This is a genomic window from Bradyrhizobium sp. SZCCT0231, from assembly GCF_018130245.1.
GTDB classification, from domain to species: Bacteria; Pseudomonadota; Alphaproteobacteria; order Rhizobiales; family Xanthobacteraceae; genus Bradyrhizobium; species Bradyrhizobium japonicum_F.
This window is the reverse complement of sequence record NZ_JAFCKP010000001.1, coordinates 642,869-669,628: the sequence shown is the minus strand read 5'-3', so window position 1 is coordinate 669,628 and position 26,760 is coordinate 642,869. Positions and strand designations below refer to the sequence as shown.

22 protein-coding genes are annotated in these 26,760 nt (G+C 64.7%); 19 read left to right on the top strand and 3 right to left on the bottom strand.

The genetic code is table 11. The features are described from left to right. Positions 1 to 47 precede the first annotated feature (47 nt). Together JQ566_RS02995 and JQ566_RS02990 are read left to right on the top strand one after the other, a co-directional pair. A complete protein-coding gene (locus tag JQ566_RS02995; protein WP_212369736.1) occupies positions 48 to 1,331 on the top strand; it encodes a serine hydrolase domain-containing protein in 1,284 nt (427 codons plus the stop codon). Between the two features lie 142 nt (positions 1,332 to 1,473). Further along, positions 1,474 to 1,923: a c-type cytochrome gene (locus JQ566_RS02990; RefSeq protein WP_212369732.1), complete on the top strand. Its 450-nt coding sequence runs from the start codon at positions 1,474 to 1,476 to the stop codon at positions 1,921 to 1,923. A 41-nt stretch (positions 1,924 to 1,964) separates the two neighbouring features. Here the strand turns inward: JQ566_RS02990 and JQ566_RS02985 are convergent, their stop codons facing one another. Then, positions 1,965 to 3,284, bottom strand: coding sequence for an Hsp70 family protein (locus JQ566_RS02985; protein ID WP_212369729.1), 1,320 nt, complete (start codon positions 3,282 to 3,284; stop codon positions 1,965 to 1,967). Between the two features lie 123 nt (positions 3,285 to 3,407). Further along, positions 3,408 to 4,613: a zinc metallochaperone GTPase ZigA gene (gene zigA, locus JQ566_RS02980; protein WP_212369712.1), complete on the bottom strand. Its 1,206-nt coding sequence runs from the start codon at positions 4,611 to 4,613 to the stop codon at positions 3,408 to 3,410. A gap of 262 nt (positions 4,614 to 4,875) precedes the next feature. Here zigA and JQ566_RS02975 point away from each other — a divergent pair, with 262 nt between their 5' ends. The 14 genes from JQ566_RS02975 (at position 4,876) to JQ566_RS02910 (ending at position 20,563) form a co-directional block, all read left to right on the top strand. Then, complete coding sequence (locus JQ566_RS02975) at positions 4,876 to 5,013, top strand: hypothetical protein (RefSeq protein ID WP_167406555.1); 138 nt, start codon at positions 4,876 to 4,878, stop codon at positions 5,011 to 5,013. Between the two features lie 461 nt (positions 5,014 to 5,474). Then, positions 5,475 to 6,482, top strand: coding sequence for a Bug family tripartite tricarboxylate transporter substrate binding protein (locus JQ566_RS02970; RefSeq protein ID WP_212369710.1), 1,008 nt, complete (start codon positions 5,475 to 5,477; stop codon positions 6,480 to 6,482). Between the two features lie 87 nt (positions 6,483 to 6,569). Then, on the top strand, positions 6,570 to 7,061 hold the full coding sequence (locus tag JQ566_RS02965; protein ID WP_212369709.1) for a tripartite tricarboxylate transporter TctB family protein: 492 nt from the start codon (positions 6,570 to 6,572) through the stop codon (positions 7,059 to 7,061). Between the two features lie 43 nt (positions 7,062 to 7,104). Next, the gene (locus JQ566_RS02960; RefSeq protein ID WP_212369706.1) at positions 7,105 to 8,604 is read left to right on the top strand and encodes a tripartite tricarboxylate transporter permease; all 1,500 of its coding nucleotides are present in this window, start codon (positions 7,105 to 7,107) and stop codon (positions 8,602 to 8,604) included. 410 nt (positions 8,605 to 9,014) lie between these two features. Further along, positions 9,015 to 10,304 carry an oxalate/formate MFS antiporter gene (gene oxlT / locus JQ566_RS02955; RefSeq protein WP_212369703.1) on the top strand — a complete coding sequence of 430 codons (1,290 nt, stop codon included), beginning with the start codon at positions 9,015 to 9,017 and terminating at the stop codon, positions 10,302 to 10,304. A 327-nt stretch (positions 10,305 to 10,631) separates the two neighbouring features. Beyond that, complete coding sequence (locus JQ566_RS02950; RefSeq protein WP_212369701.1) at positions 10,632 to 11,060, top strand: CBS domain-containing protein; 429 nt, start codon at positions 10,632 to 10,634, stop codon at positions 11,058 to 11,060. 148 nt (positions 11,061 to 11,208) lie between these two features. Further along, the gene (locus tag JQ566_RS02945; RefSeq protein WP_212369698.1) at positions 11,209 to 12,228 is read left to right on the top strand and encodes a 2-dehydropantoate 2-reductase; all 1,020 of its coding nucleotides are present in this window, start codon (positions 11,209 to 11,211) and stop codon (positions 12,226 to 12,228) included. After that, positions 12,228 to 13,016, top strand: a complete 789-nt coding sequence (locus tag JQ566_RS02940) for a fumarylacetoacetate hydrolase family protein (protein WP_212369696.1) — start codon at positions 12,228 to 12,230, stop codon at positions 13,014 to 13,016. Before JQ566_RS02945 ends, JQ566_RS02940 begins: the two co-directional genes overlap by 1 nt. Positions 13,017 to 13,232: 216 nt before the next feature. Further along, positions 13,233 to 13,436, top strand: coding sequence for a hypothetical protein (locus JQ566_RS02935; protein ID WP_212369693.1), 204 nt, complete (start codon positions 13,233 to 13,235; stop codon positions 13,434 to 13,436). Positions 13,437 to 13,479: 43 nt separating this feature from the next. Continuing rightward, entirely contained in the window at positions 13,480 to 14,130 is a 651-nt protein-coding gene (locus JQ566_RS02930; RefSeq protein ID WP_212369691.1) for a hypothetical protein, read from the top strand. A 304-nt stretch (positions 14,131 to 14,434) separates the two neighbouring features. Next, positions 14,435 to 15,430: an NAD(P)H-dependent flavin oxidoreductase gene (locus tag JQ566_RS02925; protein WP_212369689.1), complete on the top strand. Its 996-nt coding sequence runs from the start codon at positions 14,435 to 14,437 to the stop codon at positions 15,428 to 15,430. Between the two features lie 25 nt (positions 15,431 to 15,455). Further along, the gene (locus tag JQ566_RS02920) at positions 15,456 to 16,424 is read left to right on the top strand and encodes a quinone oxidoreductase family protein (protein ID WP_212369686.1); all 969 of its coding nucleotides are present in this window, start codon (positions 15,456 to 15,458) and stop codon (positions 16,422 to 16,424) included. A gap of 209 nt (positions 16,425 to 16,633) precedes the next feature. After that, on the top strand, positions 16,634 to 18,010 hold the full coding sequence (locus JQ566_RS02915) for a cation-efflux pump (RefSeq protein ID WP_212369684.1): 1,377 nt from the start codon (positions 16,634 to 16,636) through the stop codon (positions 18,008 to 18,010). Positions 18,011 to 18,232: 222 nt separating this feature from the next. Beyond that, a complete protein-coding gene (locus tag JQ566_RS02910) occupies positions 18,233 to 20,563 on the top strand; it encodes a PAS domain-containing sensor histidine kinase (RefSeq protein WP_212369669.1) in 2,331 nt (776 codons plus the stop codon). A 162-nt stretch (positions 20,564 to 20,725) separates the two neighbouring features. Here the strand turns inward: JQ566_RS02910 and JQ566_RS02905 are convergent, their stop codons facing one another. Continuing rightward, positions 20,726 to 21,619, bottom strand: a complete 894-nt coding sequence (locus JQ566_RS02905) for a LysR family transcriptional regulator (RefSeq protein ID WP_027572019.1) — start codon at positions 21,617 to 21,619, stop codon at positions 20,726 to 20,728. A 225-nt stretch (positions 21,620 to 21,844) separates the two neighbouring features. On the opposite strand from JQ566_RS02905, the gene JQ566_RS02900 reads away from it, so the two are divergent. From JQ566_RS02900 to fdhF, 3 genes are read left to right on the top strand one after another with little or no spacing between them, the layout of a single operon-like run. Then, a complete protein-coding gene (locus tag JQ566_RS02900; protein WP_212369667.1) occupies positions 21,845 to 22,321 on the top strand; it encodes a formate dehydrogenase subunit gamma in 477 nt (158 codons plus the stop codon). Next, entirely contained in the window at positions 22,318 to 23,874 is a 1,557-nt protein-coding gene (locus tag JQ566_RS02895) for a formate dehydrogenase beta subunit (RefSeq protein ID WP_212369664.1), read from the top strand. Before JQ566_RS02900 ends, JQ566_RS02895 begins: the two co-directional genes overlap by 4 nt. A 10-nt stretch (positions 23,875 to 23,884) precedes the next feature. Further along, positions 23,885 to 26,758, top strand: coding sequence for a formate dehydrogenase subunit alpha (fdhF, locus tag JQ566_RS02890; protein WP_212369661.1), 2,874 nt, complete (start codon positions 23,885 to 23,887; stop codon positions 26,756 to 26,758). Positions 26,759 to 26,760 lie beyond the last annotated feature (2 nt).

Sequence of the window (26,760 nt, the reverse complement as noted above, 5' to 3'; positions counted from 1 at the left end):
TGCCGGTTGAACGGACGGCTAAACTCGGACGGAACCGGGAGGGGCTGATGAGCGCATTCCAGACGTTGCGGGTGCTTGTCTGTAGCGCGCTGCTCGTTGCGGCTGCAGGTTCGGCCTGGGCCGAAGGGACTTTCGAGATTCCCGCGGGGGCGCATTTCAGCAAGGACAAGCTGACAAAAATCGACGAGTTCTTCCGCAACGAAGTAGCGACCGGGAAAATTCCCGGCGCGATCCTGCTCATCCAACAGCACGGCAAGCCGGTTTATCACCAATCCTTCGGCGTGCAGGACGTGGTGTCGAAGGCTCCGATCACCGACCAGACTATCTTCCGCCTGTTCTCGATGACCAAGGCCATCACCAGCGTGGTTGCCGTACAGATGCTGGATGAGGGCAAGTTCTCCCTCGACGACCCGATCGCAAAATACATTCCGTCGTTTGCGAACGTGAAGGTCGGCGTCGAGAAGCAGGCCAGCGACGGTACCAAGACGCTCGAGCTGGTGCCGCCGGACCGGCCGCCGACAGTGCTCGACCTGATGCGCCAGACCTCGGGCATCACCTACGGCTTCTACGGCGACAGTTTGGTCCGCAAGACCTACAAGGCTGCCGATCTCTACGCTGGTGATTTCGACCTCGCCGAGTTTGCTGAGCGGATCGCAAGACTGCCGCTGCACAACCAACCCGGCGCGCTCTGGCAGTATGGCCATTCCACCGACATCCTGGCGCGGATCATGGAAATCGTATCCGGCAAGTCTCTGATCGAGATCGAGAAGGAGAAGCTGCTCGATCCGCTCGGGATGAAGGATACCGGCTTCCTCGTCACCGACCCCGACAAGCAGAAGCTGCTCGCCAAGCCGATGCCGAACGACAGCGATTTCCGGGTGGGGCGGGAGAACGACCCGACCAAGCCGAAGAAGATGATGTACGCCAGTGGCGGCATGGTCTCCACCATGGCCGACTACGCTCGCTTCGCTCAGATGCTGCTCAACGGCGGCAAATACGAGGACAAGACCATCCTCAGTCCCAAGGCGTTCAAGCTGTTGACGACAGATCATGTCGGCCCGGGTTCGGGCGTCGATCGGGACTTCTTCTATTTTCCGGGCGACGGCTTCGGCTTTGGGCTCGGGCTCGCCGTGCGCACCGATCCGGGCAACGCCAAGCCGCCGCCGCCGGGCAATCTCGGCGAACTGAAATGGGACGGCGCCAGCGGCTGTTATTTCGTGATCGACCGCAAGCAGGACATGTTTTTCGTTTTGCTCGAGCAGACTCCCTCGGAGCGCCAGCGCATCCAAAGAACTGTGAAGCAGCTGATTTATGAGGCCATGGAGAACTGACGGCGTCACGTCGGCGAGCGAGCGACCGTGCAAGGCTACATGCGCACTTCAGTTCTGGCCGCGCGGTCTTGATGTGCGTCAAACTGTCGAAAGGGCGAAGCGGCTAGGAGCAGGAGTCTTCCCTGCCGGCGTCGGAGACGAGATGATGAGATCTGCTGTCGAATGGTTGATCATTGCCGGTCTTGCCGCTGGTTTCGCCGCTGCCGCCAAGGCCGAAGAAGTCGACATCGGCAAGGCGGAATTTCAGTCTTCGTGCGCGAGCTGTCATGGTGCCGACGCAAAGGGCAAAGGACCGGTCAGCGGCCAGCTCAAGACGCCACCTTCGGACTTGACCATGTTGGCCAAGAACAACAACGGAGTGTTTCCCACCAACGCCGTTTACGAGACGATATATGGGTCGAAATCAGTCCCAGCTCACGGCACCCGTGAAATGCCGGTCTGGGGCGAACGGTTCAACCCCATCGTCAACCTGCCTCACGCCGTTGATCCCTATTATTGGCAGAAGGCTGGGCCGCAGCAGACCCCGGAGATCGTCGTGCGGACTCGCATTCTCGCCGTGATCGATTACCTGAGCCGAATTCAGCAGAAGTAGCGACAGAACAACGTCGCCGCCGGAACGCCGCTCGCCACCTGCTACGCGACGGCGGTCTGACTTGCCGCCCAGCGATCCGGGTCTGGACTGTGCCCGATCAGCGCAAGCCCATAGGCGATCGACTCGAACTGATCGCCGGACATCAGCCGCTCGTTGCCGAACCGCTCGGCGAACAGTTTCCGGACGGCCGGCACGAAGGACGTGCCGCCGGTCAGGAACACCTTCTCCACCTCGCGCGCAGTGATGCGGGCCTCGGCCAGCACCTTGTCGACGGTGGCCGCCAGCCGGGCGATATCGTCGGCGATCCAGGATTCGAAGTTCTTCCGCGTGACGGCCGCGCCGATCTCGACGCCGCCACCCCTGAAGCGGAAGTCTACCTCGTCCTGCGCCGACAGCGCGACCTTGGCATCGGACACCGCGCGGTACAGCGCAAAGCCGAGGTCGAGATCGACGATGGTGATGAAATCCTCGAGCAGTTCGGGTTTCAGCGCGGTGCGCGCAAGCTCGCGGAGCTCGCGCAGATCGCCGTTGCTCTTCATCATCGCGAGCTGATGCCAGCGCGCGAGGTTGGTGTAGTGGCCGCTCGGGACCGGGAGCACCTTGTCGAAGGAGCGGAAGCTCGAGCCCTTGCCGAGCCGCGGCGAGACGACGTGGTCGACAATGCGATAGTCGAAGGTGTCGCCGGCAATGCCGATGCCGGCGTGTCCGAGCGGCTCGGCGCGAAGCGTGCCGCCGGCGCGGGAAAACCGCATCACCGAGAAGTCGCTGGTGCCGCCGCCGAAATCCGCAACCAGCACGGTGGCATCGCGCTCGAGCCTGCGGGCAAAGGAGAACGCCGCGCCCACGGGCTCGTAGACATAGCGCGCGTGGCCGGCACCCAAGCGCTCGAACGCGGCCCGGTAGCGCTGCATCGCCAGCGCCTCGTCGGGATTGCCGCCGGCAAAGCGCACCGGGCGGCCGACCGTGATGTTCGCCGCCTCGAAGCCGAACCTCTCTCCGCCGTGTCGCGCCAGCGTCCGCAGGAACGCCGCCAAAATGTCCTCGAACTTGTAGCGCTGCCGGAACACCTGGGTGGTGTTGAAGCTAGAGCTCGCCGCAAAGGTCTTGAACGACTGCAGGAAACGGTAGACGTGGCGGCCTTCGAGGAACTGCTCGATCGCCCATGGGCCGCCTTCGGCCTGGGCGCCGGCGCCCGGCCGGTCCTCCCAGAAGCACAGCGCCGACACATAGACGCCGTGGCGCCGTCCGCCATGATCGAAGCGGATGGCCTCGACGCGGCGGTCGTCCGCCGCCAGGGCCACGACCGTGTTGCTGGTGCCAAAATCGATGCCGATCGAGACGGCGGGCGAGGCGCTCGACATGAACTACTCTGACGGATGATTGGAAAGGGGGCAGAGCACTAACGGCTTTGCCGTCCCCTTGCAAGACCTGGTCCGAGGTGGTCGAGCTCGGACCTCACGCCGAGAGTCTGGTATGCACGTCGATCAGCTGGACTGATCGCCTCGACGCCAGGCCGGAAACGGATCGGCGAGAGCGGACCATGCGGCGATGTCCATGGTGGACGTTTCCGGGACAAGGCATGCGTCCAGCCTGCGACGAATCTCGGCTTCGTCCATGCCGGTGCCGATGAACACGATCTCCTGGCGACGATCGCCGTACAGTCTGTCCCAATACTGGCCGAGCCGCTTGCGCCAGGCCTCATCGTTCGGCCACCGCTCCTTTGGAACGCTCGCCCACCAGAAACCCAGCGCTTCGGTCCTCACGATCGCTCCCGCCTGGCTGATCTCGCCGAGCCATTGCGGCCTCGTCGCCAGCCAGAAATGACCCTTCGCCCGGATCACGCCTGGCCAGGATGCCTTGACGAACTTGTCGAACTTCGACGGATCGAACGGCCGGCGGGCGCGGTAGACGAAGTTCTTCACGCCATATTCCTGCGTTTCAGGCACGTGGTCGGCGAAACCATAGAGCTCCTTGTACCAGAGCGGATGCTGCTGGGCCTTCTCGAAGTCGAACCGGCCGGTGTTGAGCACGCGGTCGAAGGGCACGCGGCTGTGATTGGCCTCGATGATGTCGGCCTCGGGATTCAACGAGCGGATGATCTGCCGTGCCGCCTCGCGCTGTTGCGGCGAGGCATCGTCCACCTTGTTGAGGACGATCACGTCGGCGAACTCGATCTGCTCCACGAGGAGATCGACCAGCGTCCGCTTGTCGCCGTCCAGCGCCTCGCCGCGCTCGCCGAGGAACTCGGTCGAGGAATAGTCCTTCAGCAGGTTGGCGGCGTCGACCACCGTCACCATCGTGTCCAGGTGGGCGATGTCGGAGAGGCTTTCGCCCTCCTCCGAGCGGAAATCGAACGTCGCTGCGACCGGGAGCGGCTCCGAAATGCCCGTCGATTCGATGAGCAGATAATCGAAGCGCCCGCTTTCGGCGAGCGCACGTACCTCCCTCAGGAGATCGTCGCGCAGGGTGCAGCAGATGCAACCGTTGGTCATCTCCACCAGTTTCTCATCAGTCCGCGAGAGGTTGGCACCACCATCGCGGACCAGGTCCGCATCGATGTTCACCTCGCTCATGTCGTTCACGATGACCGCCACTTTCAGGCCGTGCCGATTGTTCAGGACGTGGTTCAGCAAAGTGGTCTTTCCAGCCCCGAGGAAGCCGGACAAGACGGTGACGGGGAGTTTGGGCATGGAGATCGAACAGCCTCTTGAGGGGGATCGGTCGAGGACGACGAGACACAGCATCTCACTATGTAATGTTATAACATAACATTCTCTATTCGACTGACCGTGTCAAGGCGCCCGGCCCGCCCAAGGGTTCACCGCCTATGCCGCAATGCGGAAGAAAGAATGCTGCTATGCAAACAAGAGCATGGACACTGGCATCTGGTATACATAGATTGCTCCCAGAAATGAGACAGCAAGACTTACTGTCTCAAGAAAGGGATTTCCGATGTCCAAGACCGCTTCCGTTGCTCTCGCCCCCTCCTCCTCGCTGTTCGCCCGCCTGATGGCCGCGATCGACAGCTTCCTGATGGCGAGCGCCGAGATTTCCAATCACAACGGCGACCTGCCGCGTTTCGGCCTGTAAGAAGGCCTTGCTCGCCCGCCAGACGGGCGGGCTGCCAGACCCCGCAGACGCCACGTTCGATCAAATGGCCCCGCATGTTCGGGGCCATTTTCTTTTGCCCAGCTGCCTGGCTTCCGACCACAACTGCGACAATTCGTCCGCCGGACTGGCCGCCGATCCGATTGTTTGTGCGCTGGCATCGCGCATACCATTAGACAACAAGAACGATTGCACAATCGAAGGTGTAAGGCGGGGAAACGTAACGCAAGACGGGAACAGCCGAGGGGCACACGTGCCGCGAACCTTGGCGGAACCTTAGCCGAAAGGAGCGGATGCCGCGCGTTGTCCCTCCTCATACAGTTTCTATCGGGACTGCCATGGGAGATCGACCGCAAGGGTGACACCAGGCATCTGAATCGAGATGGGCTGACGCAAGTCGACAAAGAGCGGCTGCGTTGAGGGTTCGACAGGGAGAGAAACAAATGAAGCCATCCGTTCTGAGTGTCGCTTTGGCGGCAATCGCGATGTCGTGCGCCAACAGCACCGCAAGCCGGGCTGCCTGGGAGCCGGTTCGTCCGGTCGAGTTCATCGTGCCCGCGGGCACCGGCGGCGGCGCCGATCAGATGGCACGCACCATTCAGGGCATCGTCACCAAGCACAATCTGATGAAGCAGCCCCTGGTCGTCATCAACAAGGCCGGCGGCGCGGGTGGTGAAGGCTTCCTCGACGTGAAGACGTCGTCGGGCAATCCACACAAGATCATCATCACGCTGTCGAACCTGTTCACGACGCCGCTGGCCACTGGGATCCCGTTCAACTGGAAGGATTTGACTCCGGTCGCGATGCTGGCGCTCGACGAATTCGTGCTCTGGGTGAACGCCGAGAAGCCGTACAGCTCGGTCAAGGATTACGTTGACGCCGCGAAGAAGGCCCCAAGCGGCTCGTTCAAGATGGGCGGCACCGGCTCCAAGCAGGAAGACCAGATCATCACGGTCGGCATCGAGAAGGCTGTCGACACGAAGTTCACCTACATTCCCTACAAGGGCGGCGGCGAAGTCGCCGTCCAGCTCGTCGGCAATCACGTCGATTCAACCGTCAACAATCCGATCGAGGCGGTCGCGCAATGGCGCGGCGGCAAGCTTCGCCCGCTCTGCGTCTTCGACGCCCAGCCGATGGCCTATGACGAGCCGATCGCCGAGGGCAAGGCCTGGAAGGATATTCCGACCTGCAAGTCGCAGGGACTTGCGATGGAATATCTCATGCTGCGCGGCATCTTCATGTCGCCCAAGGCGACGAAGGACCAGGTCGAATACTATGTCGAGCTGTTCAAGAAGGTGCGCGCCACGCCGGAATGGCAGGACTTCATGAAGAGCGGCGCCTTCAACACGACCTTCATGACCGGCGCCGACTACGCCAAATGGGTCGAGGCGGAGGAGAAGCGCCACGAAGGCTTGATGAAGGAAGCCGGCTTCCTCGCATCGGGGAATTGAGCCGCGACATCGACGATGCCTGAGGACGCTGCTCGTCCTCACGCCCGCCGCGACCGCGAAAGACTGCGTTTCCGCCCTGGAGGTCCCATGACTGAACGATCTGAACGCGGCCCGGCACACAAGACGCTGGAAATCGGCATGGCGCTGCTGATCGGCGTCTTCGGCCTCGTCGTCATCTTCGGCAGCCTGAAGGCCGGCATCAACTGGGGCGCCGAGGGCCCGCGTGCCGGCTTCTTCCCCTTCTATATCGGCGCCGCCATCGTCGTGGCGAGCGCCATCAACCTCTGGCATGCGCAACGCGACGACGACGGCCGGCTATTCGCAGCATGGGGACAGCTGCGCCAGGTCATGAGCGTCGTCGTGCCGACCGCGATCTATGTCGGCTCGATGCCGTTCATCGGCCTCTACGTCGCCTCGATGGTGTTCATCGCCTGGTTCATGCGCTGGCTCGGCGGCTATCGCTGGCTGACGACCATCGCGGTCGCGGTTGGCATGCCGGTCCTGACCTATCTCGTTTTCGAACGCTGGTTCCTCGTCCCGCTTCCCAAGGGCCCCCTCGAGGATTGGCTCGGCCTGTAAGAGCCGCGCCGTCATTTCAGTCATTGCTGCAGGACGTATCGATATGGAAGAGTTGGCCAATTTGTTTCACGGCTTCGCGGTCGCCCTGCAGCCCTACAACATCATGCTGATGATCATCGGCATCACGCTCGGGGTCATCATCGGCGTGCTGCCGGGGCTTGGCGGCGCCAATGGCGTGGCGATCCTGCTTCCCCTGACCTTCAGCATGCCGCCGACATCGGCGATCATCATGCTGTCCTGCATCTATTGGGGCGCATTGTTCGGCGGCGCCATCACCTCGATCCTCTTCAACATACCCGGCGAACCCTGGTCCGTGGCGACCACCTTCGACGGCTATCCGATGGCGCAACAGGGCAGACCCGGCGAAGCCCTGACGGCGGCCTTCACCTCCTCCTTCGTGGGCGCGCTGTTTGCCGTCATCATGATCACGCTGGTTGCGCCCCTCGTCGCGGGCTTCGCACTGCGATTTGGTCCGGCGGAGAAGTTCGCGGTGTACTTCCTCGCCTTTTGCAGCTTCGTTGGCCTCAGCAAGGAGCCGCCGTTCAAGACCATCGCGGCGATGATGATGGGCTTTGCGCTCGCGGCGGTCGGCCTCGATTCGATCACGGGACAGTTGCGACTGACCTTCGGTGTCACCGAGCTGCTCAACGGCTTCGACTTCCTGATCGCCGTGATCGGCCTGTTCGGCATCGGCGAGATCCTGCTGACCATGGAGGAAGGGCTGGCGTTCCGCGGCGGCAACGCGACCATCAATCTTCGTGTCGTACTGCAGACCTGGCGGGAATTGCCGGCCTATTGGATGACCTCGCTGCGCTCCTGCCTGATCGGCTGCTGGATGGGCGTCACGCCCGCCGGCGCAACGCCGGCCTCCTTCATGAGCTACGGCATCGCCAAGCGCCTGGCGCGACGTGGCAACAATTTCGGCAAAGGCGAGATCGAGGGCGTGATCGCGCCGGAGACGGCCGCGCATGCCGCAGGCACCTCCGCGCTGCTGCCGATGCTCTCGCTCGGCGTGCCGGGCTCTCCGACCGCCGCCGTCCTGCTCGGCGGATTGTTGATCTGGGGCCTGCAGCCCGGCCCCATGCTGTTCGTCGAGCAGAAGGAATTCGTCTGGGGCCTGATCGCGTCGATGTATCTCGGCAATCTCGCCGGCCTCCTCGTCGTGCTCACCTGCGTGCCGATCTTCGCCGCGATCCTCCGCGTGCCCTTCGGCATCATCGCGCCGCTCATCCTGGTGCTCTGCGCGATCGGCGCCTATTCGGTGCACAACAGCACCTTCGACGTGATGCTGATGCTGGTGTTCGGCGTGCTCGGCTATCTCCTGAAGAAGTGCAACTACCCGCTCGCCCCGCTGGTGCTCGCCATCGTGCTCGGCGACAAGGCCGAGGAAGCCTTCCGCCAATCGCTGCTGGGATCGCAGGGATCGCTCGGCGTGTTCTTCTCCAACGGCCTCGTCAGCACGATCATGGCACTCGGTCTGGTCGCCCTGTTCTGGTCCGCGATCCAGGAAGGCTACAGCCGGCTGCGCACGTCGATGGCGTGAGGTGGGATCTGCGCGATCCGCATCGGCGCCAACGCCAAATTGCCGCAGCCTGAACTTCTGGAATATAGAATTCCAAGGAATTGCGCCGTCACCCACCGACTGCGCGTCGGCAGGCGCGACCCGTGCAGACGCGGAAAATCTCCGAGAGCATAAGCTTTCAACAGCGCCCGCGGCATCGCCGAACAAAGAAAAAATTACACAAAACCAATAACTTGCATGAGATCAGCTGCAATCGGCGCCCGTACGCCGACAGTGAGCGGGCTTTACAATCCCGCGCTCATAGCGCATGTGAACAGGCCCGCGTTATTTCGCCGCACCTCTCGTCCTTCGCTTGAATCTTGGCATAATGAATACCAGGATGCCCGTCAGCGCATGCATAATAATGATCGGCGCATTCGGGAGGGTTTTTAATGACGGACATGGTGCAGTCGGCAGCGGCCCCTAGTGCCGCGCGCGTGAGCGATACCTATCGCTGGGCGCAATTGGCCATCGGCGTAGGCGCGATGGTGATGATCGCCAACTATCAATATGGCTGGACGTTCTTCGTCCCTGACATCCAGAAGAAGTTCGGCTGGGATCGCGCCTCGATCCAATGGGCCTTCACGCTGTTCGTGCTGTTCGAGACCTGGCTGGTGCCGGTCGAAGGCTGGTTCGTCGACAAATACGGCCCGCGCATCGTGGTGCTGGTCGGCGGCGTGCTTTGCGCCATCGGCTGGGCGATCAACGCGCAGGCCACCTCGCTCAACGGCTACTATCTCGGCATGATCATCGCCGGCATCGGCGCCGGCGGCGTCTACGGCACCTGCGTCGGCAACGCGCTGAAGTGGTTTCCGGACAAGCGCGGTCTTGCCGCGGGCATCACGGCGGCGGGCTTCGGTGCAGGCTCCGCGCTGACCGTCGCGCCGATCCAGGCCATGATCAAGGACAGCGGTTTCCAGACCACCTTCCTCTATTTCGGCCTCGGGCAAGGCATCATCATCTGCATCCTCGCCTTCTTCCTGCTCTCGCCGAAAGCGGGCCAGGTGCCGAACGTGGTGGCGAATGCTGCGCTCCTGCAGACCCGCCGCAACTATCAGCCGACCGAGGTGCTGCGTCAGCCGATCTTCTGGCTGATGTACTTCATGTTCGTGATCGTCGGTGCCGGCGGGTTGATGGTGACGGCGAACCTGAAGCCGATCGCAGCCGACTGGAAGGTCGACAACGTGCCGGTCACGCTGATGGCGGTGACGATGACGGCGGTGACCTTCGCGGCCACGATCGACCGTGTGCTCAACGGCCTGACGCGTCCGTTCTTCGGCTGGATCTCCGACATGATCGGCCGCGAGAACACGATGTTCATCGCCTTCGGCATGGAGGGCGTGGGCATCTGGATGCTCTATCTCTGGGGCCACGATCCGATCTGGTTCGTGCTGCTCTCGGGCTTCGTGTTCTTCGCCTGGGGTGAGATCTACTCGCTGTTCCCCTCGACCTGCACCGACACGTTCGGCGCCAAGTTCGCGACCACCAATGCCGGCCTGCTCTACACCGCGAAGGGCACCGCCGCGCTGCTGGTGCCGATCGCCAACTACATGCAGCAATCGTCGGGCACCTGGGACAGCGTGTTCATCATCGCCGCCGGCGCCAACATCCTGGCTTCGCTGCTGGCGATCGCCCTGCTCAAGCCCTGGCGCAAGGTCGTGGTCGCGAAATCGACCCTCTGACCACCCACTACAACTCACGCGAGCACGACGCCCGGCCTCACGGCCGGGCGTTTTCGTTTCGCTCACGAGCGTGATCTCGACCGCCTATGGCTGGAAGGCCGTGTTCGTGGTGGGCGGTGGCACTGAACGCCACGGCCGCGCTGATGGCGCTGTTCGACGCCTTCGCACCAAAAGAAAGGGGCGCAGCGATGCGCTCCTTTTTCTTTTTGGCCCGCGACAAACGTCAATATTCCTGTCGCAAGATTTTTCGGATCCGCCAAATCCAGCGCTTGACGATTGGCATTATGTATACCACACTTCTCCCAACATTCACCCAGGGAGGTTGCAATGCTGGTCGGAGACATTCTGCGCAAGAAGACGCCGCGCGTTGTCACGGTGCGTATGAACGAAACGGTGGGGATCGCGGCCAAGCTGATGCGCGCCAACAATATCAGCGCGCTGGTGGTCAAGGACGTGGTCCGCTCCGAGGGCAACACCGCGGTCGGCATGTTCACCGAGCGCGACGTGGTGCGCGCCGTCGCCGAGCACGGCACGGGTGCCGTCAACGTCAAGGTCTCCCAGCTGGTCTCGGTGCAGCAGCTGGTGTCCTGCACCTCCTCGGACACGATCGAGCACGTCCGTCATCTGATGAACCGTCATCACATCCGCCATTTGCCCGTGATCGACGATTACAGCCTCGTCTCCGTCATCAGCATGCGCGACATCGCAGCTGCCATCGACGAGGCTCTCAACGGCACGCCGCAAGTCGCCGCCTAGAGCGTCGCCTCACGTCCTGAACTGTAGCCACCCGGGACGATGCTTCGCATCGCCCGGGGCACGTCGACCTCTCCCGCAAGCGGGAGAGGTGCAGAGAGCGCTTGGCACAAGCCAGCACAACACTCCAATCTGGTCCCGCGAGGATTTCATGAAGATCTGCATCTACGGCGCCGGCGCGATCGGCGGATATCTCGGGGTTCAGCTCGCGCGCGCGGGTGCCGATGTCAGCCTGGTTGCGCGTGGCGCGCACCTCGCGGCCATGCGCGAGCGCGGCCTGACGCTGCTGGCGGGCGAGGAGAAGCACACCGTGCATCCGCGCTGCACCGACGATCCCACCGAGCTCGGCGTGCAGGACGCCATCATCATCACGCTGAAGGCGCATTCGATCACCGGCGTGATCGAGAAGATGCAGCCGCTGCTCGGGCCTCACACCCGCATCGTCACCGCCGTCAACGGCATCCCCTATTGGTACTTCTACAAGCACGGCGGCCAATACGAGAATTCGACGCTGGAGAGCATAGATCCCGGCGGACGGCAGTGGCGCGAGTTAGGGGCCGAGCGCGCCATCGGCTGCATCGTCTATCCCGCCACCGAGATCGAGGCCCCCGGCGTGGTCCGCCACGTCTACGGCAACAATTTTCCGCTCGGCGAGCCTTCCGGCGAGAGCTCCTCGGACGTACAGCGCCTCGCGGATCTCTTCGTCGCGGCCGGCCTGAAGGCCCCGGTGCTCGACCGCATCCGCGACGAGATCTGGCTGAAACTCTGGGGCAATGTCTGCTTCAACCCGATCAGCGCCCTGACCCACGCCACGCTCGATGTGATCTGCACCGATCCGGCCACGCGCGCGTTGTCGCGTGCGATCATGGTGGAGACGCAAGCGATCGCCGAGACCTTCGGCGTCAAATTCCGCGTCGACGTCGAGCGCCGCATCGAGGGCGCCCGCAAGGTCGGCGCCCACAAGACCTCGATGCTGCAGGATCTCGAGCGCGGCCGCCCGATGGAGATCGATCCGCTCGTCACCGTGGTGCAGGAGATGGGCCGCCTCACCGGCATCCCGACGCCCGCGCTCGATTCAGTGCTGGCGATGGTGACCCAGCGCGCCCGCATCGCCGGTCTCTATGACGGGGTCTCGACGCCAGCCGATCCGCGCGCACTGGCGGTGGCGTGATGACGGACCAGATCAAGCACTGGCTGCGCTTCCGCCATGCCGGCACGACCGGCTTCGGCACGCTGACGGCATCAGGCAGCATCAGCGTGCATGAGGGCGAGATGTTCGGCCGCCATGCCGCCACCGGCAAGACGCTGGCGCTCCCGGAGGTCGAGCTGCTCGCGCCCTGCGCGCCCAGCAAGATCATAGCGCTCTGGAATAATTTTCACGCGCTCGCGGCCAAGCTGAATCAGCCCGAGCCGCCAGAGCCGCTCTATCTGCTCAAGGCCACCACCAGCATCGCCGCCCCCGGCGCGGTGATCCGCCGCCCCTCTTACTACGACGGCAAGACCACCTATGAGGGCGAACTCGGCATCGTCATCGGCAGGACCTGCGCACATGTCTCGCCTGGCGAAGCCGGCAGCTTCATCTTCGGCTACACCTGCGTCAACGACATCACCGCCAACGACATCCTGACCCGCGATCCCACCTTCGCGCAATGGGCGCGCGCCAAAGGCATCGACGATTACGGCCCGTTCGGCCCCGTCATCGCAACCGGCCTCGATCCCGCGAAACTCACGGTCCGCACCATCCTCAACGGCGCGGAGCGGCAGAACTATCCGATCTCCGACATGATCTTCACCGCGCAGGACCTGGTCAGCAGGATCTCCCACGACATGACCCTGCTCCCCGGCGACCTCATCGCCGTCGGCACCTCCGTCGGTGTCGGCGTGATGAAGGAGCCGGTGAACACGGTGACGGTGGCGATCGACGGCATCGGCGAGCTCACCAACGAGTTTCGGCTGTAGCGCCGTGCTGCGCGAACAGACGATCCACAAAGCACCCCTACGAAATCGGAGACGTCACGCGCTCTGAAACATCCAGACACATCACATCTGCGCGCGCCAGACATATGCCGCCAACATGTCCCGGGCGTGCCGCAACTTGGACGCATTCGGTCGCCCTTCTGTGAGGCGTGTCTGGGGGCACGGCACTGCCGTGTTTGGACCAAACCTTCTAGGGGTATGACTGTGAAGAAGATTGTAATTGCTCTGGGTGCTTCGCTCGCTCTGGTGACGGCTGCAAACGCTGCGGATCTGCCGCGCCGGCAGCCCGTACCGGTCTATCCGGGCGAGCAGGCGCCGATCGGAAAGATGCCGATTGGCAAGAGCCCGGTTGGAAAGGCCCCGATCGGCAAGGCGCCGGGCCCGGTCGCAGCGCGCTACTGACGCGCAGAATCTGCGTAGCGACCGATAGTCGAGGGGGCTCAACGTGACGAACAAAGCTAATCGACCCGAATCCTGCATCCTCGCGGGCTTCGCTCTTGCGGCTATGCTCTCGTGCACGACGCCCTCGGCCTCGGCCCACGAGGCGAACAAGCGCGTTGCCGATGCGAACGCGCTTGCTTCGACGGACACCGCCTCGCGACCGGCGCCGCAAGCGACGCGGCGCTCCGTCGCGCGCGCGGAGAAAGGCCCCTACTACGTCGACTTCCGCGCCCGCACCGCCGCGAGCTGGGGCCATGCCTTCGTCTGGTACGGCAAGACCAGCGAAAAGGCGGTCGAGGTTGCGGGCCTGACGCCGGCCGGCGACACGCTCGCTTACGTGCTCGGACACATCACCTTCGTGCCCTCCGAGACCGGCGCCAGCTACGGCGATCTCGATCCGGAATATCTGACCGCGAGCTACCGCGTCTATCTCAGCGAGGCCGACGCCAGGCGCGTGTTCGCCTACATCAAGAAATTGCAGGCGAACTCGCCGCTGTGGAATGCCGAGACCGCCAACTGCACCGGCTTCATCGGCGACATCGCCGAATTCATGGGCCTGGAGGTCCCCAACCGCTGGCAGCGCCCGGAAAATTTCGTCAACCGGCTCAAGGAAATGAACGGCGGCCGGCAGATGGTGCGGCTGTCGGCGGAGTAGCCGAAGCCTCAGTTATCCGTGCCCCGGACGCAGCGCAGCGTCTCTTCGACGATGTGCTGCAGAGCCGGGGCCCATCTCTCAAAGCATTCGCGGAATGTGGGTCCCGGCTCTGCGTCGCAACGCCAAGAGGCGTTGCAGCGCGTCCGGGACACGAGGCCATCCGAATTATCCGCCTCACGGAATCACATCACCGCCCGCATGACGCCCCGCCTGGCGGCGCAATAGACTTTCCCTACCCCCGGCGGCATCCTCCCCGACATCAACCGACAACAGAGCCTGCGGGCCATCCGGGGGGAAACAGATCATGTTGCAGACACGGTTCACCAAACTCGTCGGCGTGCAGCACCCGATCGTTCAGGGCGGCATGCAATGGGTTGGACGGGCCGAGCTGGTCGCCGCGGTCGCCAATGCCGGCGCGCTCGGCTTCATCACGGCGCTGACCCAGCCGACGCCGGAGGACCTCATCAAGGAGATCGCGCGCTGCCGCGACCTCACCGACAAGCCGTTCGGCGTCAACCTCACCATCCTGCCCGCGATCAAGCCGCCGCCTTATGCCGAATACCGCGCCGCCATCATCGAAAGCGGCATCAAGGTGGTCGAGACCGCCGGCAACAAGCCGCAGGAGCATGTCGACGAGTTCAGGAAGCACGGCGTCAAGGTCGTGCACAAATGCACCAGCGTCCGTCACGCGCTCTCGGCCGAACGCATGGGCGTCGACGCCATCTCGATCGACGGGTTCGAATGCGCCGGCCATCCCGGCGAGGACGACACGCCCGGCCTGATCCTGATCCCGGCCGCTGCCAACAAGATCAAGATCCCGATGATCGCCTCGGGCGGCTTTGCCGATGCCCGCGGCCTCGTTGCGGCGCTGGCGCTGGGTGCCGACGGCATCAACATGGGCACGCGCTTCATGGCCACCAAGGAAAGCCCGATCCACCAGCTCATCAAGGAGAAGATCGTCGCCAATGACGAGCGCGAGACCGAGCTGATCTTCCGCACCATGCGCAACACCTCGCGCGTGGCGAAGAACGCCGTCTCGACCAAGGTCGTCGCGATGGAGAAGGAGGGCGCCAAGTTCGAGGACATCCGCGAGCTGGTTGCCGGCGCCCGCGGCAAGATGGTCTATGCTACTGGCAATTCCGATGACGGCATCTGGTCGGCCGGCCAGGTGCAGGGCCTGATCCAGGACATCCCGAGCTGCGCCGAGCTGGTCTCCCGCATCGTGCGCGAGGCGGAGGCGATCATCCGGGGACGGCTGGAAGGGATGATCGTTCAGCCGCAACGCGAAGCGGCGGAATAATCACTGCAAGACGCGAGAGTAATTTATGAAGGCTTATGTCTATGGTCCTGACGGCGCTCGGATTTCCGACGTCGCTCAACCAAAACCGAAGGGCACGCAGGTCCTCGTCCGCGTCCGCGCCTGCGGCCTGAACCGCGCCGACACCGGCATGCGCAAGGGCCACGCCCATGGCGCGGCGGGCGGCGTCGGCGCCGTGCTCGGCATGGAATGGGCCGGCGAGGTCGCCGAGCTCGGGCCGAATGCCCAAGGCGTCAAGGTCGGCGACCGCATCATGGGATCGGGCGGCGCGGCGTTTGCCGAATATACGCTGGCCGATCACGGCCGGTTATTCCATGCGCCCTCGAACATGAATTTCGAGGAGGCCGCCACCCTCCCCGTCGCGCTCGCGACCATGCACAATGCCGTCGTCACCGTCGGCGGGGTACAACCTGGGCAAGCCGTGCTGATCCAGGGCGCCAGCTCCGGCGTCGGCCTGATGGCGATGCAGATCGCCAGGCTCAAGGGCGCAAGGCTCGTGATCGGCTCGTCGACCGACGCCACTCGCCGCGGCCGGCTGAAGGAGTATGGCGCCGACCTCGCCGTCGATAGCTCCGATCCGAAATGGGTCGACGAGGTGCTGAAGGCGACGAACGGCGAAGGCGTCGACCTCATCATCGATCAGGTCTCCGGCAAGATCGCGAGCCAGAACCTCGCCGCGACGAAGATCAAGGGCCGCATCGTCAATGTCGGCCGGCTCGGCGGCACCCATGCCGACTTCAACTTCGACCTGCATGCGGCCCGCCGCATCGACTATGTCGGCGTCACATTCCGCACCCGCACCATCGAGGAGGTCCGCGATATCTTTGCGGAGGTCCGCAAGGACATCTGGGGCGCGGTGGAAGCGCGCCAGCTGCAGTTGCCGATCGACAAGGTGTTCGCGTTCGACGACATCGAAAAGGCGTTCGAGCACATGGAGGCGAACAAGCACCTCGGGAAGATCGTGGTGACGCTGTGAGTAGCGCGCAGACACCGGTCTCGTAGGGAGGGCAAAGCGGAGCGTGCCCACCACAAGTGGTTGATCAGGAGACACCTGCTGGTGGGCACGGCGCTACGCGCCTTTGCCCACGAGGTGGAGCAAGGCGTGGAACGCTCCTGCAACTCACTAGCGACTACTCCTGTGGATCATCACTTGATGTCCCGCGCTGGGCTGCTAAATCCCCGGCCATGACCTCCCAGCACGACAAGACCTCGGTCGCCGCGATCTCGATCTTCGCCAGCGGCGGCATGGCGGCGGCCAAGTTCGTGGTCGGGATCGCGATCGGCTCGCTGGCGCTGATCTCCGAGGCCCTGCATTCCTCGATCGACCTGGTCGCGACCATCATCACCTGGGCGGTGGTGCGGGTGTCCGACAAGCCCGCGGACGAGGAGCACCATTACGGCCACGGCAAGCTGGAAAGCATCTCCGCGCTCGGCGTCACCGCCCTGCTCTACGTGCTCGCCGGCGGCATCCTGGTCGAGGCCTATAGCCGGCTGAGCGAGGGAACCTCGCCGCCGACCATCTCGGCCGTGCCGTTCGTGGTGCTGGTGATCGACATCGCCGTCAATCTCTGGCGCGCCCGCGCCCTGCACCGCGCTGCACGGGAGACCAGGAGCCAGGCGCTGGCGGCGGATGCGCTGCATTTCGCCTCGGACGTGATGGGCTCCCTCGCCGTGATCGTCGGCCTGGTCCTCGCTGCCCTCGGCTTCTGGTGGGGCGACGCAGCCGCGGCCGCCGCGGTTGCCGTGATGATCGCCCTGCTCGGCCTGCGCATGGCCGGCTCGACCGTCCAGACGCTGGTCGACCGCGCACCGGAAGGCGCACAGGCGAAGGCTACGGCCGCGATCCGCAGCGTGCCGGGCGTGATCGACGTCGAGCGGCTGCGCGTGCGCATGGTCGGGGCGACCACGTTCATCGACACCATCGCGAAGGTGCCACGGACCTATCCGATCGACCGTGTCGAGGACATCAAGCGCAGGGCGCAGGCCGCCGTCGACAAGGCGTTCGGCAATGCCGACCTCACCTTCACCCCGGTCCCCGTCGCGCGCGACAACGAGACGGTGCGCGACCGCATCATGGTGATTGCGCGCAATTCCGGGCTCGCCGTCCACCACGTCACGGTGCACGATCTCGGCGTCAAGCTGATCGTCGGCATCGACCTCGAGGTCGAAGCCGACATGCGGCTCGAGGCCGCCCACGACATCGCCAACACGCTGGAGGGCAACATCCAGGAGGAGTTCGGCGCGGACGTCGAGGTCGACGTTCACATCGAGCCGCTGGAACCGGGACTGCCGTTCGGCGTCGATGCCGCGCCGGAGAGGGTGCAGACCATCGCCGCCGCGCTGGCCGAATTCGCCGGCGAAGGCGAGATCCACGACATCCACAATGTGCGCGTCCGCAACACCGACGCCGGCGAGATCGTCAATTTCCACTGCCGCGCTGCGCCGTCGATGAGCGTGATCAGGGTGCACGAGCAGGTCGATGCGATCGAGCGCGCATTGCGGCGCGCGTTCCCGAGCGTGAAGCGCGTCATCAGTCACGCCGAACCGCCGCGTGAGCGATGAGAATGTGTGGAGAGTCACACGTTCCCGTTTCGGACTCCTCGCGTCCGTGAGTTTGCGGACACCCGATGCACAAACTGCGCGTTGGATAAGAATAATTTCGCGTTAACGATTCGTTGACTCTCGACAGCCCGCGAAAACTGGATTCAAATCAGTGTGATTCGGAAGCAACGTGGGGCTGCTTCCGGACTTCAGTTGCAAGCAGGTTTTCAGGGGGCCGAAGGCATGTCGCGCGCAGACGCCGCGGGCGCGTGCGTCCAATCCGATTCGATCAAGGGATTGGCGCAATCGATCGCGAAACCTGCCTATCACCGGCTCCTGATCGCGGAGCCCGCGCTGCGGCGCGCCGTGCCGACGCTCATCATCGCCTTCCTGATCACGATCTGCCTCGGCGCGTTCGTGCAGGTGGTCGATCAGACGCGCCAGAAGCGGCTGGTGATCCGCCACGACATTTCGGCACTCGCCGACCTGCTCGCCGAGCGTATCGACCGCCTCACCTCGGTCCGGCAGGAGCGGCTCAAGAACATCGAGAGCCTGCCGACGCTGCTGCCCGATCTGATTCCGTCCTGGGCCACGGCCTCGGGCCGCCACGTCATCGTCACCTCTGCCGGCATCGACCGCCGTATCCTCGCCCGCATCCCGGTCGACAGCGACCCGGTCGGCAATGACCGCCTGCTCGATGCGATAACGACCGCGCAACTGATCGCGGCGCCGCCACGCGACGGCAACATCGCCGACATGACGCTGCCGAGCGGCAACGCCGCGATGGCGACCTCGCGGCAGATCAAGTCACTGCCCGGCTTCGTCACCGTGATCCAGGAGCGCAACGAGCCGATCTGGGGCTCGGACGCCGCGCTCTCGGTGACGCTGTCGGCGACCACCGGCTTCGTCGTCCTGATCCTCGGCTTCGCCTTCCACTGGCAATCGACCCGCGCCCGCGAGGGCGATCTCATCAACGACGCCGTGCGCGGCCGCATCGACACCGCGCTCAACCGCGGCCGCTGCGGGCTGTGGGACTGGGATCTGTCGCGCGGCCGGATCTTCTGGTCGCAGTCGATGTTCTCGATGCTCGGCCTCGACGGCCGCAACGAGCTCCTCACCTTCGGCGAGGTCAACGCGCTGGTGAAGTCCGACGACATCGACCTGTTCGCGATCGCCGACCAGCTCATCTCCGAGAAGATCGACCACATCGACCAGACCTTCCGCATGCAGCATGTCGACGGCCACTGGATCTGGCTCCGCGTCCGCTGCGAGAAGACGCGCGGGGCGACCGATTCCAGCGTGCACCTGATCGGCATCGCCGTCGACATCACCGAGCAGAAGAGCCTCGCGGAAAAGACCGTGGAAGCCGACCTCCGCCTGCGCGACGCGATCGAGACCATTCCGGAAGCCTTCGTGCTGTGGGACGCCAGCGACCGCCTGGTGCTCTGCAACTCGCACTTCCAGCGCCTGCACAGGCTGCCCGACAACGCGGTCATCCCCGGCACCTCCTACGAAACCGTGCTCGAGGTCGGCCGCATGCCGGAGGTGCGCACCCGCCACAACGAGACCGCGGCCCAAGGCCCGGGCGCGCGCACCTTCGAGGCGCAGCTCGACGACGGCAGCTGGCTGCACATCAGCGAGCGCCGCACCAAGGACGGCGGCTACGTCTCGGTCGGCACCGACATCACCCGCATCAAGGAGCACGAGCAGAAGCTGGTCGACAACGATCTGCGCCTGCGCGCCACCGTCATCGACCTCAAGCGCTCGCAGGCCGCGCTGGAGCGCCAGGCGATCGAGCTCGCCGACCTCGCCGAGAAGTACCAGCGCGAGAAGACCCGCGCCGAGGAAGCCAACCAGACCAAGTCGAAATTCCTCGCCAATATGAGCCACGAGCTGCGCACGCCGCTCAACGCCATCATCGGCTTCTCCGAGATCATGGGAAGCGGCATGTTCGGCGAGCTCGGCAGCGAGAAGTACCAGGAATACTGCCAGGACATCCTGACCAGCGGCCACTATCTGCTCGAAGTCATCAACGACATCCTCGACATGTCCAAGATCGAAGCCGGCCGCATGAAGCTCGACATGGAAGAGCTCGACCTCTCGAAGACGCTCGCGGAATCCTTGCGGGTCGTCACCGGCCGGGCGCAGGACAAGCAGCTGACGCTCGACGCCGACATCGCGAAATCCATCTCGGTCGTCGCCGACCGCCGCGCCACCAAGCAGATCATCGTCAACCTGCTCTCCAATGCCGTGAAGTTCACGCCCGACGGCGGACGCGTCGTGGTGCGCAGCCGGCAGCTCGACGACAGGATCGTGCTGATGATCGCCGACACCGGCATCGGCATCGCACCGCATTCGCTGGCGCGGCTCGGGCGCCCGTTCGAGCAGGTCGAGAGCCAGCTCACCAAGACCTATCACGGCTCGGGCCTCGGCCTCGCCATCGCCCGCTCGCTGGCGCAGCTCCACGGCGGCTCGATGCGGCTGCGCTCGAAGATCGATGTCGGCACCGTCGTGCGCGTGACCCTGCCGCGCGACGCGGTGAAGGCGGCATCCGGGATATCGGCTGCGGCTTGAGGCAAATGCCTGCGGCCATCCTTCGAGACACCCGCCTGCGGCGGGCCCTCAGGATGAGGACACGGTGCGTGGCAGCAGTTGCAAGGGAGCGCGATGGCGCGGAGCCTCATCCTGAGGAGCGCGCCCGGCGCGCGTCTCGAAGGACGAGGCGCTTGCTCGGATCTACGATTGCAGCTTCGGCGCGACTTCCCGCGCCACATTGACCAGCGCGGCGATCAGCGGCGTCATCGGATCGCGCTGCGGGATCACGAGGCCAATGCTGTAATTGACCTCGGGATCGACGATCGGGATCGAGCGGACGGTATCGGACAGGCCGAGCGTCTCGGCGAGCTTGGCCGGCATCACGCTGGCCCAGCGCCCCGTCTTCACATGCGTGAACAGCACCAGCAGCGAGTTCGAGGTCAGCGTCGGTGTCGCCTCCGCGCCGACCGAGCGCAACGCGCGGTCGATGATGCGGCGGTTCTGCATGTCGGGCGTCAAGAGGCACAGCGGCACCTGCCCGACCTCGGTCCAGGTCACCGTCTCGCGATCGCCGAACATCGCATCCGGTGCAGTGAGCAGGCGGTAGCTCTCGTTGTAGAGCGGAATGGTGCGCACCTTGCCGATCGGCTCGTTCTCGATATAGGTCAGCCCTGCATCCACCTCTAGATTTTCGAGCAGCCCCAGCACCTCGGATGACGTCGTGGACTGGATGCGGAAGCGCACCTCGGGATGCCGCGCGCGGAACGGCGTCGTCAGCGAGGCGACCATGCCGAGCACGGTCGGGATCGCCGCGATGCGGATCTCGCCGGAGAGCTGATGCTTCAGCCCGTTGATCTCGTCGCGCATCGCGCGGGCATCGCCCACGATCCGCCGCGCCCAGTCGAGCGCCCGCTCGCCCTCGGGGGTGAAGCCCTGAAAGCGCGAGCCGCGCTGAACCAGCATGACGCCGAGGATCTCCTCGAGCTGCTTCAGCCCGGTCGACATGGTCGGTTGCGTCACGCCGCAGGCCTCGGCTGCGCGTCCGAAATGCCGCTCCTTCGCCAGCGCCAGCAACAGTTCAAGCTTGTCGATCAACCGGTCGTCCCCTCGGATTCTGTGTTGGCATGCAAGCTAGCACGCCCACCCCTTCCCAACACGCAAAAACCGCCTGCCGGAACGCCCTTAATTGCAATTTGAAATCGAGTAATTGCGATTGCCAATCGATCTGAATTCGCAATCGCAGCACGGGACAGCTTTATTGATCTTCGAATGATTCCAAATAGTTTGGGGAGCAAGAAACGCTCAGGTTGAGAACGAACAATGACAACGCTTTACGAACCTTGGGACGAGACACGCGGCGCCGAGATCATCGCCGAACATGCCGGGCAGGAAGGCGCAACGCTCGTCATCCTGCATGCGCTTCAAGAGGCGTTCGGCTACGTGCCGGAGGCGGCGATTCCCATGGTTGCGCAGGCGCTCAATTTGTCGCGAGCCGAAGTCCATGGCGTCTTCACCTTCTACCATGATTTCCGCCACAAGCCGGCCGGCCGCCATGTCCTGAAGCTGTGCCGCGCCGAAGCATGCCAGGCTGCTGGCGGCGATGCGCTGGCTGCGCGGGCCGAGGCGAAGCTCGGCGTCTCGCTCGGCAACACCACGGCCGACGATCGCGTCACGCTGGAGCCGATCTACTGCCTTGGCCTGTGCGCGACTGCGCCGTCCGCGATGCTCGATGGCCGCATCATCGGCCGGCTCGACCAGAAGCGCCTCGATGCGCTGGTTGCGGAGGCGCAGCGATGAGCATGCGTCTCTACGTCTCACGCGATGCGGGTGCGGTGGCCGTCGGCGCCGACGAGGTCGCCCTGGCGTTGGAGCAGGCCGCCGCGAAGCGCGGCGTCGCGATCGAGATCGTCAGGACCGGCTCGCGCGGCCTGTACTGGCTGGAGCCGCTGGTCGAGGTCGCAACCCCGCAGGGCCGGATCGCCTTCGGCCCGGTCACCGAGGCCGATGTGCCCTCGCTGCTCGACGCGCTCGCCAGCAACACGCCGCATCTCCTGCGGCTCGGGGCGACCGACGAGATCCCCTGGCTGAAGCGCCAGACCCGCCTCACCTTCGCCCGCTGCGGCGTGATCGATCCGCGCTCGCTCGACGACTATCGCGCCCATGGCGGCTACAAGGGTTTTGAGCGCGCACTCTCGCTCGGACCTGATGCGATCCTGAATGAAGTCACGGCGTCCGGCCTGCGCGGCCGCGGCGGCGCCGGCTTCCCGACCGGGATCAAGTGGAAGACCGTCGCGCAGGCCAAGGCCGACCGCAAATTCATCGTCTGCAACGCCGACGAGGGCGACAGCGGCACCTTCGCCGACCGCATGATCATGGAAGGCGACCCCTTCCTGGTGATCGAGGGCATGACGATCGCCGGCCTCACCGTCGGCGCGACCAAGGGCTACATCTACATCCGCAGCGAATATCCGCACGCGGTCGAGGCCATGAACGCCGCGATCCAGGCTGCCAAGCGCGGCGGCTATCTCGGCGACAAGATCGGCGGCTCGACCTACAGCTTCGATCTCGAAGTCCGCGTCGGCGCCGGCGCCTATGTCTGCGGCGAGGAGACGTCGCTGCTGGAGAGCCTCGAAGGCCGCCGCGGCATCGTGCGGGCAAAACCGCCGCTGCCGGCGCATCACGGCCTGTTCGGCAAGCCGACCGTGATCAACAACGTGCTGTCGTTCGCCGCGATTCCCTTCATTCTCGCCGAGGGCGCCAAGGCCTATGCAGATTTCGGCATGGGCCGCTCCCGCGGCACGATGCCGATCCAGCTCGCCGGCAACATCCGCTACGGCGGCCTGTTCGAGACCGCCTTCGGCGTGACGCTCGGCGAGCTCGTCGACGACATCGGCGGCGGCACGTTCACGGGCCGTCCCGTGCGCGCCGTGCAGGTCGGCGGTCCGCTCGGCGCCTATTTCCCCCGTGCCCTGTTCGACACGCCGTTCGACTACGAAGCCTTTGCCGCGCGCGACGGCCTGATCGGCCATGGCGGCATCGTCGTGTTCGACGACAGCGTCGACATGCGCAAGCAGGCGCGCTTCGCCATGGAGTTCTGCGCCGTCGAATCCTGCGGCAAGTGCACGCCGTGCCGGATCGGCTCGACCCGCGGCGTGGAGACCATCGAGAAGATCATCAACGGCGAGCGCGTGCATGAAAACCTCGCCCTCGTCGAAGACCTCTGCAACACCATGAAATTCGGCTCGCTCTGCGCACTCGGCGGCTTCACGCCCTACCCCGTGCTCAGCGCGTTGAAGCACTTCCGGGAGGATTTCGCACCCATCCCGACCACGCTTCAGGCCGCGGAATAGGAGAACGACAATGTCTCTGATCGAAGAAATCGACTACGGCACGCCGCGCTCCAAATCGACCACGATGGTGACGCTGACCATCGACGGCAACCAGGTCACCGTGCCCGAGGGCACCTCGATCATGCGCGCCGCGATGGACGCCGGCCACCAGATCCCCAAACTCTGCGCAACCGACATGGTCGACGCGTTCGGCTCCTGCCGGCTCTGCCTCGTCGAGATCGAGGGCCGCGCGGGGACGCCGGCCTCCTGCACCACGCCTGTGATGAACGGCCTCGTCGTGCACACCCAGACCGAGCGGCTGAAGAAGCTGCGCAAGGGCGTGATGGAGCTCTACATCTCCGACCATCCGCTCGACTGCCTCACCTGCGGCGCCAACGGCGATTGCGAATTGCAGGACATGGCCGGCGCCGTGGGTCTGCGCGACGTGCGTTACGGCTACGAGGGCGAGAACCACGTTTTCGCCAAGACTGACGGCTGCAGCAACGACCACTGGATGCCGAAGGACGAGTCCAACCCGTACTTCACCTACGATCCCTCCAAGTGCATCGTCTGCTCGCGCTGCGTCCGCGCCTGCGAGGAGGTGCAAGGCACCTTCGCGCTGACCATTTCCGGCCGCGGCTTCGACAGCCGGGTCTCGCCGGGCATGAGCGAGAGTTTTCTGGGCTCCGAATGCGTCTCCTGCGGCGCCTGCGTGCAGGCCTGCCCGACCGCGACGCTGACGGAAAAATCCGTGATCGAGATCGGCCAGCCCGAGCACTCCGTCGTCACCACCTGCGCCTATTGCGGCGTCGGCTGCGCCTTCAAGGCCGAGATGCGCGGCGAGGAAGTGGTGCGCATGGTGCCGTACAAGGACGGCAAGGCCAATCGCGGCCATTCCTGCGTCAAGGGCCGGTTCGCCTGGGGCTATACCAACCACAAGGAACGCATCCTCAAGCCGATGATCCGCGAGCGCATCGACGATCCCTGGCGCGAAGTGTCCTGGGACGAGGCGTTCTCGTTCGCCGCCGCCAGGATGCGCGGCATCCAGAAGACATACGGCCGCGACGCCATCGGCGGCATCACCTCGTCCCGCTGCACCAACGAAGAGACCTATCTGGTGCAGAAGCTGATCCGCGCCGGCTTCGGCAACAACAATGTCGACACCTGCGCTCGCGTCTGTCATTCCCCCACCGGCTACGGCCTCGCCACCACCTTCGGCACCTCCGCCGGCACGCAGGATTTCGATTCGGTCGAGGACACCGACGTCGTCGTCGTGATCGGCGCCAACCCGGCCTCCGCTCACCCCGTCTTCGCTTCCCGCCTGAAGAAGCGGCTGCGCCAGGGCGCAAAGCTGATCGTGATCGATCCGCGCCGCACCGAGATGGTGGAATCGCCGCATGTGAAGGCGCTGCACCTGCCCCTGATGCCCGGCACCAACGTCGCGGTCATGACCGCGCTGGCGCATGTCATCGTGACCGAGGGCCTCGTCAACGAAGCCTTCGTGCGCGAGCGCTGCGACTGGAGCGAGTTCGAGGAATGGGCGGCCTTCGTCGCCCAGCCGAACAACAGCCCGGAAGCCACCGCCATCCTCACCGGCGTCGATCCCAAGGTGCTGCGCGAAGCGGCCCGGACCTACGCCACCGGTGGCAACGGCGCGATCTATTACGGTCTCGGCGTCACCGAGCACAGCCAGGGCTCCACCACCGTGATCGCAATTGCCAACCTCGCGATGGCAACCGGCAATATCGGCCGTCCCGGCGTCGGCGTGAACCCGCTGCGCGGCCAGAACAACGTGCAGGGCTCCTGTGACATGGGCTCGTTCCCGCACGAGCTGCCCGGCTACCGCCACATCTCGGGCGATGCCGTGCGCGACCAGTTCGAGGCGCTCTGGAACGTCAAGCTCAATCCCGAACCGGGCCTGCGCATTCCCAACATGTTCGATGCCGCGGTCGAAGGCACGTTCATGGGGATCTACGTGCAGGGCGAGGACATCCTCCAGTCCGATCCCAACACGTCGCACGTGGTGGCGGCGCTGTCGGCGATGGAATGCGTCATCGTCCACGACCTCTTCCTGAACGAGACCGCGAACTACGCCCACGTCTTCCTGCCCGGCTCGAGCTTCCTCGAGAAGGACGGCACCTTCACCAATGCCGAGCGCCGCATCCAGCGCGTGCGCAAGGTGATGACGCCGAAGAACGGCATGGCCGACTGGGAGGTCACCATCGGCCTTGCCAGGGCGATGGGCTTCGAGATGAACTACAGCCACCCCTCGGAGATCATGGACGAGATCGCGGCGCTGACGCCGACTTTCGCCGGCGTCTCCTATGCCAAGCTCGACGAGCTCGGCTCGGTGCAGTGGCCCTGCAACGAGAAGGCGCCCGAGGGCACGCCGGTGATGCATATCGACGGCTTCGTCCGCGGCAAGGGCAAGTTCGTCGTCACCGAATACGTCGCGACCGACGAGCGTACCGGCCCGCGCTATCCGCTGCTGCTCACCACCGGCCGCATCCTCAGCCAATACAACGTCGGCGCGCAGACGCGGCGCACCGACAACGTGGTCTGGCATGCCGAGGATCGCCTCGAGATCCACCCGCACGATGCCGAGCAGCGCGGCGTGCGCGACGGCGACTGGGTGCGGCTGAAGAGCCGTGCCGGCGAGACCACGCTGCGCGCGGAGATCACCGACCGCGTCTCGCCCGGCGTCGTCTACACCACCTTCCACCACCCGGACACGCAGGCCAACGTCATCACCACGGACTATTCGGACTGGGCGACCAACTGTCCAGAATACAAGGTCACGGCGGTGCAGATCTCGCCCTCGAACGGTCCGTCCGACTGGCAGAAGGCCTATGACGCACAGGCGCGGCAGTCCCGCCGCATCGTGCCGGCCGAGGCCGCGGAGTAACG